This is a genomic window from Barnesiella sp. CU968 (assembly GCF_905219685.1).
In the GTDB taxonomy this organism is placed as follows: domain Bacteria; phylum Bacteroidota; class Bacteroidia; order Bacteroidales; family Muribaculaceae; genus Lepagella; species Lepagella muris_A.
Genome location: NZ_CAJMXD010000117.1, coordinates 1 through 7,649, shown reverse-complemented (window position 1 = coordinate 7,649; position 7,649 = coordinate 1). Strand labels below are relative to the sequence as shown.

The 7,649-nt window shown below is 48.7% G+C and carries 5 protein-coding genes; all 5 read right to left on the bottom strand.

Features of this window, described 5'->3' with window-relative positions:
* Positions 1-3,121: efflux RND transporter permease subunit (locus JX312_RS06235; protein WP_204457414.1), on the bottom strand; the 3,121-nt coding region annotated here is incomplete at its 3' end.
* A gap of 23 nt (positions 3,122-3,144) precedes the next feature.
* Entirely contained in the window at positions 3,145-4,203 is a 1,059-nt protein-coding gene (locus JX312_RS06230) for an efflux RND transporter periplasmic adaptor subunit (RefSeq protein WP_124030926.1), read from the bottom strand.
* Between the two features lie 12 nt (positions 4,204-4,215).
* On the bottom strand, positions 4,216-5,577 hold the full coding sequence (locus tag JX312_RS06225) for a TolC family protein (RefSeq protein ID WP_204457413.1): 1,362 nt from the start codon (positions 5,575-5,577) through the stop codon (positions 4,216-4,218).
* Positions 5,578-5,583: 6 nt separating this feature from the next.
* Positions 5,584-6,210 (bottom strand): TetR/AcrR family transcriptional regulator, encoded by a 627-nt coding sequence (locus JX312_RS06220; protein WP_123405266.1) that lies wholly within the window; start codon positions 6,208-6,210, stop codon positions 5,584-5,586.
* A 260-nt stretch (positions 6,211-6,470) separates the two neighbouring features.
* Positions 6,471-7,424 (bottom strand): NAD-dependent epimerase/dehydratase family protein, encoded by a 954-nt coding sequence (locus JX312_RS06215; protein ID WP_204457412.1) that lies wholly within the window; start codon positions 7,422-7,424, stop codon positions 6,471-6,473.
* Positions 7,425-7,649: the final 225 nt, after the last annotated feature.

Below are 7,649 nucleotides of genomic sequence, written 5' to 3'. Positions count from 1 at the left end.
CTTTAGAGTGTTGTGCGCGGAGTTTGCGACGAGTTCTCTTCACTCCGTTGCCGGCGAACACGCAGTAGAGCACTGGCACGAAGAGCAACGTAAGCACTGTCGAGAAGGTCAGACCGCCGATGACGGCTGTACCCATCGGGCGCCACATCTCCGCACCTTGTCCTGAACCGACAGCCATCGGCACCATACCGAGGATTGTGGTGAGAGTGGTCATCACAACCGGACGGAGACGTGAGCGTCCGCCATCGATCACGGCACGCCTGATTGACATTCCACGCTCACGGTTAAGAGTGATGTAGTCAATAAGCACGATACCGTTTTTCACCACGATACCGATAAGCATGATCGCTCCGATCATCGACATCACATTGAGAGTGTGCCCCGTCATCCATAGAATGAGGAATACACCGGAGAATGCGAAGAGAAGCGAGGTCATGATGATGCCGGGGTATGTCAGAGACTCGAACTGCGCTGCCATCACGATGTATACAAGTATGATTATGAGCACGCCGAGCATCAGGAGGTCGCCAAATGAATCCTGTTGGTCCTCATAGCTTCCGGCAATCTGAATGGTGATACCTGCGGGAATATCGATATTGTCCATCTGCAGTTCCGCCTGTGTCACGATCTGACTCATAGGAACGCCGTCGACCACAGCTGAGACAGTGATGATACGTTCGCGGTCTTTTCGTTCGATTGTAGGTGGAGTGAAACGCTCCACAACAGTGCCAAGCTCTTTGAGACGTATACCTTTCCCTTCGTTTGAGTATATGAGAATGTTCTCGATATCCTCAATGCTTGTGCGGTGTTCCGGGGCATACATAACCTTGATGTCATATTCCTCACCGTCTTCGCGGAACTGCGATGCTGTGGATCCGTTTATGCGGTTTCGCAGATAATAGGCAGCAGTCTGTAGGCTGATGCCATACATCGAGAGTTTCTCACGGTCGAAATCGACCTGATATTCCGGCTGATAGTCAGAGCGAGACACCGTCACGTCGGCTGTGCCCTCGATTCCTTCAAGAATCTGCTTCAGCTCTGCGGCAACGCGGTCGGTCTCATCGAAATCGTATCCGTAGATCTCGAAATCAACTGTGCTCTGTCCGCCCATTCCCTGTCCGCGGCCGCCACCGATGTTGACCTGCGCTTTCTTGAATTCCGGGAAATTGTCAGAAAGGTCTTTACGCATCTCTTCGGCTATCTCGCGTATGCCGCGTTTACGGTCGCCCGGGTCAAGAAGACGGATGTTCATGGAGATGATATGCGCGCCGTTGTCAGACAGCGAAGCGAATGTGTTGTCGGAACTTGCCGGACCGACAGTATAGTTCATCACCATAATTTCCGGATATTTGGCTCTCCAGAGAGAGTCGAGTCTTCCTGTCACTTCCTGTGCTTCCTCCACGCGTGCACCGATAGGGAGCTCGAGATTTACTCCGAGACGTCCGTCATCCTGAGTCGGGAAGAACTCAGTGCCGACAAATTTCATAAGGAATATAGAACCCACGAAGATACCGAGGCAGACAACGATTGTCAGCGCACGGTGTGTGACAACCTTGCGAAGCAGAGAAGTGTAGCCGTCATCGAATTTGTCAAGAGCGCGTTCGATATGAGAATACCAGTTCTTTTTGTTGCCGTCGGTAGCCTTCCCTTTGAGTCTGAGCCACTGGCTGCAGAGCATAGGGGTTAGCGAGAGGGCGCAGGTAGTGGAGATGATCATCATGATAGTCACCATCCATCCGAGCTGGCGGAAGAGCACACCGGTCATTCCCGTTACGAGAGTGAGGGGGAAGAATACGGCGATAAGAGTGAGTGTGGAAGCAATTACGGAAATCGCGACCTCGTTTGTGCCGTGCACCGCCGCCTGTTTCGGGTCGGCGCCGCGTTCTATATGGGTGGTCACATTTTCAAGAACCACAATGGCATCATCGACCACCATACCGATAGAAATCGAAAGGGCGGAAAGGGAGACGATGTTCAGGGTGTTGCCCGTGGCGAAGAGATAGATGAACGAGGCGATTAGCGACACCGGTATCGTGATTACGATAATCAGCGTTGCACGCCAGCGTCCGAGGAACACGAATACCACTATCATCACGAAGAGAAGCGCATACATCACAGTCTCCACAAGAGCCGCGATTGTGTTGCGGATATTGTCTGATGTGTCGACAATCACACCGATTTTCACATCTGACGGAAGGTTCTTCTCCAGCGACGGGAGCATCTTCATGACCTTGTCGGATATTTCCACAGAATTGGCACCGCTCTGTTTCTGGATAACGATCATCGCGCCCTCCTTGCCGTCGTTGTAGGTTCGCTGCGTGCGTTCCTCAAGGCTGTCGACGATTTTAGCCACATCGCTGAGATATACGATCTTGCCCTGGAAACTTCCCACAGGAATATGAGACATCTGTGAAGTCTCCTCGAATTCACCCTGCACGCGGAGAGCATAGGTGTTTGACCCTATGTCGAAGGAACCACCCGGCACGTTTCTGTTTTCCGCACCGATAACAGACGCGATCTGTTCTACCGAAAGGTTGTATGCCTCAAGACGGTTCGGATCCACATAGACATGAATCTCGCGTTTCGGGGCACCCGAAATCGACACCGAGCCGACACCGTCGACACGCGCCAGAGGGTTGGCGACATTGTCATCAAGAATCTTGTAAAGGCCCGCCATGCTCTCGTCTGCCTGAACCGAGAGAAGGCAGATCGGAATCATGTCGGTGGAGAACTTGAAGATAATCGGGTTTTCCGAATCATCGGGAAGCTGCGATTTTACCATGTCGAGTTTGTCGCGCACATCGTTAGTGAGGACATCTATGTCATAGCCATATTCGAATTCAAGAGTGATCACGGATGTGTTCTCCCTTGAGGTGGAGGAGATATGCTTGAGGTGTTCCACGGAGTTGAGCGTATTCTCCAGAGGTTTGGTGACATTCTGCTCGATATCCTTTGCCGAGGCTCCCGGATACATCGTTATGACCATTATCGAGTTTGTATCGATATCCGGATAAAGGTCGATCGGGAGTTTCGCAAGGGAAAAGAGACCGAGGATGATGACAGTAACGAAGCAAAGCGTCGTCATCACCGGTCTTTTTACTGCTGAACTGTATAGACTCATATTTTACAGTTTATGAAGACTTCTTACTTTGTTACTTTTACTTTCATTCCGTTTGCGAGACGGCTCTGTCCGGAAACGACTACGGTAGAACCAGGTTCCACACCGCTTATAAGCTCGTAAGAGTCGCCGAGTCTCTGACCGAGCTCGACCTTGTTGTAGCTTACAGTGCCGTCTGCGTTATATACGTATACGTAGTGGTTGCCGGATCCTGGTTGCTTTACAACAGCCTTGTCGGGCACAACAACGCGGCGTGCCGTGCCGAGACTGAGTTCCACGCGTCCGAACATACCGGGAAGTATACGGTTGTCGGAATTTGAAAGGGTCACCTCGACCCCGAACGTACGGGATGCGTGATCTACCGTTGGAGACACAAGAGTCACGGTGCCGTTGAAAATCTCGTTGCCGTATGTGTCGAAAGTCACGATCGCAGGCATGCCTCGTCTCACTTTCGAGAGTTCGCTTTCGGAAACGTTCACTATGATTTTTACTGGTTGTGTGCGTGCCACAGTAAGAATTGGCAAAGAGCCTGTCATGTCGCCCGGATCGTAGTTGCGGGCTGTCACCACGCCTGAAATCGGGGAGGTGAGAACCGTGTTCTCATTCATGTTGCGCAGAGTGCGTTCGGCGGAGGCAACTGCGTTTTTAGCGTTTACGAGCTGGGTCTCCATCTGGTCTACCTGCTGTTTTGTTCCGCCGCCTATCTTGTAAAGTTCAAGTGCGCGGTTGTAGTCAACCTCGATATTCCTGAGATTTGCCTTGGCGTTGTCGAGCTGAAGCCGGTAGCTTGTGGTGTTGATGTCGTCCATTACTACAAGACGCTGACCGGCTGACACCCTCATTCCTTCATCCACAAGAATCTGCTTTATTCGGTTGGGGGCGGAAGACGAGATGTTGTTTATAAGCTCGGGTTCCACGGTTGCGGTATAATTCCCGATCTGGTTGACTTCCCTGTCGTTTACCTGCATTGTCTTGACTACAGGAGCAGTGTCCTGTTTTGAATCTTTTTCGGATTTGTCCGCACCTGAGCATGCTCCGAAAAGAATCAGAGCCAAAGCGGCAGACGTTAGCAATATTTTATTCATGACTGTGATATGTTATCTTACGGAAACTGTTGAAGACGCTGTCCCGTCGCGACCGAGAAGCAGGTCGAGTTCGCTTGTTGAGACAAGATAGTTGTAGATACTCTGTAGATAGGAGAGCTGGGCTGAGGTGTTGGCGAGTTCGCTGTCTCTCAGATTTAGATATGTGGCGGCACCGATCTCGAAACTCTTCTGCATTATCTCATAAGCTTTCGCCGCCTGTCTCATGCCTTCCTCGCTTGCCGCGATCTGTTTCACCTGGCGGTTTATATTGTCAATGGCAAGCTCAACCTGCATATTGAGAGAACTGACAAGGTTCTCGCGCTGGAATTCCATCTCTTTGAGCTGTACCTCAGCCTGCTTCACGCCGAAATATTTGGAACCACCCGAAAAAATGGGCACCTGCAATGCAAGTCCTACAGTGGAATAAGGATTGAAATCCTGGTTTTTGAACGGATTGCCGTTGCTCAGTGCGTTCCAGTTCAGATTGTATGTCACTGCAAGAGTCGGAATCCAGGCGAATTTCTTTAGCGTCACATTCTGGCGCGCCATGTCGGTCTGAATGTCGAGTGAACGCAGTGATGTGTTTCCGGCAAGAGAACGGTTAAGAGCGGTTGTATATCCGAACATATCGCTTTGCATCTGTTTCAGTGTGATGTCAGGCATCACTTCGACCGCAGAGTCCATGCCCATCAGCACTTTCAGCTGCAACTGGCATTGTCTCACCGAAATATCCGCCTGAAGAAGTTCCGGCTCAATGTTGGTCACCTGCACAGAACTGCGTAGCACGTCATATTCAGAAGCGGTGCCCTGCTCGAACTGTTTGCGGTAAACATCCGCATTTATTTTTGCAATCTCATAGTTCTTCTTGATTACATCGCGAGAGGCAATGGCAAGCAGGAGGCTATAATAAGCCTGATTCACGTTATTGACCATGTCGAGACGCGAGGCTCTTGCCGATTCGAGATTGGCAAGAATCTGAGTGTCGGAAATCTTTATTGATTTCCACAAAGATGCGTTGATCAACGGCATGGAGGCAGAGAACCCCATGTTCCACATGTTGTCGGAACCCATTTTGATTTTTGTGGCTTCCCCTCCCATGTTCATGCTCAGGGTCTGGAGCTCGATAGAACGCTGATATGCCGCCGAGAAGTCAATTGAGGGGAACAGGTTGGCAATGACTTCCTTTTTAGAATAGTCCACTCGCTTGACTTCGAGGTCAGCCACTTTGATTGTCGGGTTGTCTTGCAAGGCTATTGCAACGCATTGCTCACGAGACAACCTGAGCGTGTCGGATGCCGAGGCTGAAGACTGTGAGACAGCCGTCAAAGGCACAATAAGCGACAAAGTCGCTAAAAGAGACTTTTTTAGATTCATGCTTTATTATGAATAAGAATTTTTTATGCGTTCAAGTATTTTTGCTCCCTCCTGAGATGCAATGCTCCTTAGGAAACTTATGCTGATGGTATCGAAGGCTTCATTGAGTGTTACATCCTGAGGCAAAAATTCTTCCATTCTTTTTAGTGATTCCATCTGAATACGAAACATTCTTAATAGAATAGGGTAGTTGACATCCGAGCGAAAGACACCCTGTTTAATTCCATCATCAATGGCTTTAAGCATATTCCGCTGCCAAGTGTCAGACTGGTTGTCATATACGGGGCGAAGCCGGGCATAAGACGAGTCCATGTCTTGGAAAAATGCTGCAGAAGCCTGCCCCATCACACTCTGGTGTGTTTTCAGCGTGAGATAGAACGCTTCCATTACAGTGTCCGCTTCCTTAAAAATGCGGCAGAGATTCTCAATATGTTTTTTATGTGAATATCCTATTACCTGTTTAAGCATCTCCTCCTTGCTGTCGAAAATTTCGTAAAGAGTTCTTTTTGACATTGAAAGACAGGCTGCCACTTTGTCCATTGTGGTTGCCTTCATTCCGTTTTTCAAGATTATGGGAAAAATCGCGTCAAGAAGTCTGTTGTATGCTTCGGACGAAATTGATGTCTGTTCCATTTATTTTTAAACAAGCTCTTATTGTAGATTGGAAAACAGCGGCAAAATTAAATAAAAAAACTGAAAACTAAAATATCGTTTTCAGTTTCATATTGTTAAATTTATAAAAAATTACTTTAGAGTGTATTTGAATTAACACGAATTTTAAGTTACAAGACAAATGGAAATTCTTTTCATCCCCAGAAGGGTTCTTCAGGGGATGAATGTTAAATCCACGGAAATATCTCGCTGATGTTAAGAAAATAAGTTAAGACGAGTTCTCAGAGTAATTTCTTTTCGAGGTTAAGGAGCATGTCGCGAGTCATGGCATCAAGATCATATTCCGGTTTCCAACCCCATTCCTCGCGGGCGCAAGTATCGTCAAGGCTGTCGGGCCAGGAGTCGGCGATTTTCTGACGCAGGGGGTCGAGCTCGTAAGTCATCTTGAAATCAGGGCGATATTCGCGTATCTTGTTATAAATGATTTCAGGGTCAAAGCTCATAGAGGCGATGTTGAATGAATTGCGGTGTATTAGTTTTGCGGGATCCGCCTCCATTATTTCAATAGCCGCACGCAAAGCGTCGGGCATATACATCATGTCCATGAATGTTCCAGGTTTGAGTGGACATTTGAATTCTTCCCCTTTGACAGCTGAGTAGTATATGTCGACTGCGTAATCCGTAGTGCCGCCACCCGGAGGAGTAACATATGATATGAGGCCTGGAAACCTTACTGAACGGGTGTCAGTTCCAAAACGGCGTGCATAATAGTCCGACAGCATTTCACCGGTGACTTTGGTCACTCCGTATATGGTTTCGGGGCGTTGTATCGTATCCTGAGGCGTTTTGGTGTGAGGAGTGTCGGGTCCGAAAGAGCCAATGCTGCTTGGGGTGAACAGAGCGCATCCCTTTTCTCTTGCAATCTCAAGGCAGTTGTAGAGTCCGCCTACGCCGATTTTCCATGCCAGCTGTGGTTTCGCTTCGGCTACAGCGGAAAGGAGCGCCGCAAGATTATAGATTGTGTCGATTCTGTATTTGTCGACAGCCTCGGCGATTTGTGCCGGATTTGTTATGTCAACGACCATCGACGGTCCGCTTTCAGCAAGTTCGCCTTTAGGCTCCGCGCCGGGGATGTAACCGGCAACTATATCTCCGTTGGGGTATTCTTTGCGAAGTCGCATGGTCAGTTCGGAACCAATCTGACCGGTAGCCCCGATAATCAGTATATTTTTCATGACATTAAGAATGTTGAACAATTTCGTCTGCAAATTTAGACAAAATTAATAAATTATCGTTAACTTTGGGGAAATATTAATACCATAAGAATGTACACAAAATTTCAGGAGCATCTCCGCAAGGAGCTTCAGGACATCAAGGATGCCGGACTCTACAAGAACGAGAGAATTATAGTGACACCTCAAAGCTCAGACATAGAAGTGGAAAGCGTTGAGGGTGAAGTG

Excerpts from the sequence above, each read along its gene's own strand:
- JX312_RS06230 (WP_124030926.1), bottom strand. The coding sequence starts at position 4,203 with ATGAATAAAATATTGCTAACGTCTGCCGCTTTGGCTCTGATTCTTTTC.
- JX312_RS06225 (WP_204457413.1), bottom strand. The coding sequence starts at position 5,577 with ATGAATCTAAAAAAGTCTCTTTTAGCGACTTTGTCGCTTATTGTGCCT.
- JX312_RS06220 (WP_123405266.1), bottom strand. The coding sequence starts at position 6,210 with ATGGAACAGACATCAATTTCGTCCGAAGCATACAACAGACTTCTTGAC.
- JX312_RS06215 (WP_204457412.1), bottom strand. The coding sequence starts at position 7,424 with ATGAAAAATATACTGATTATCGGGGCTACCGGTCAGATTGGTTCCGAA.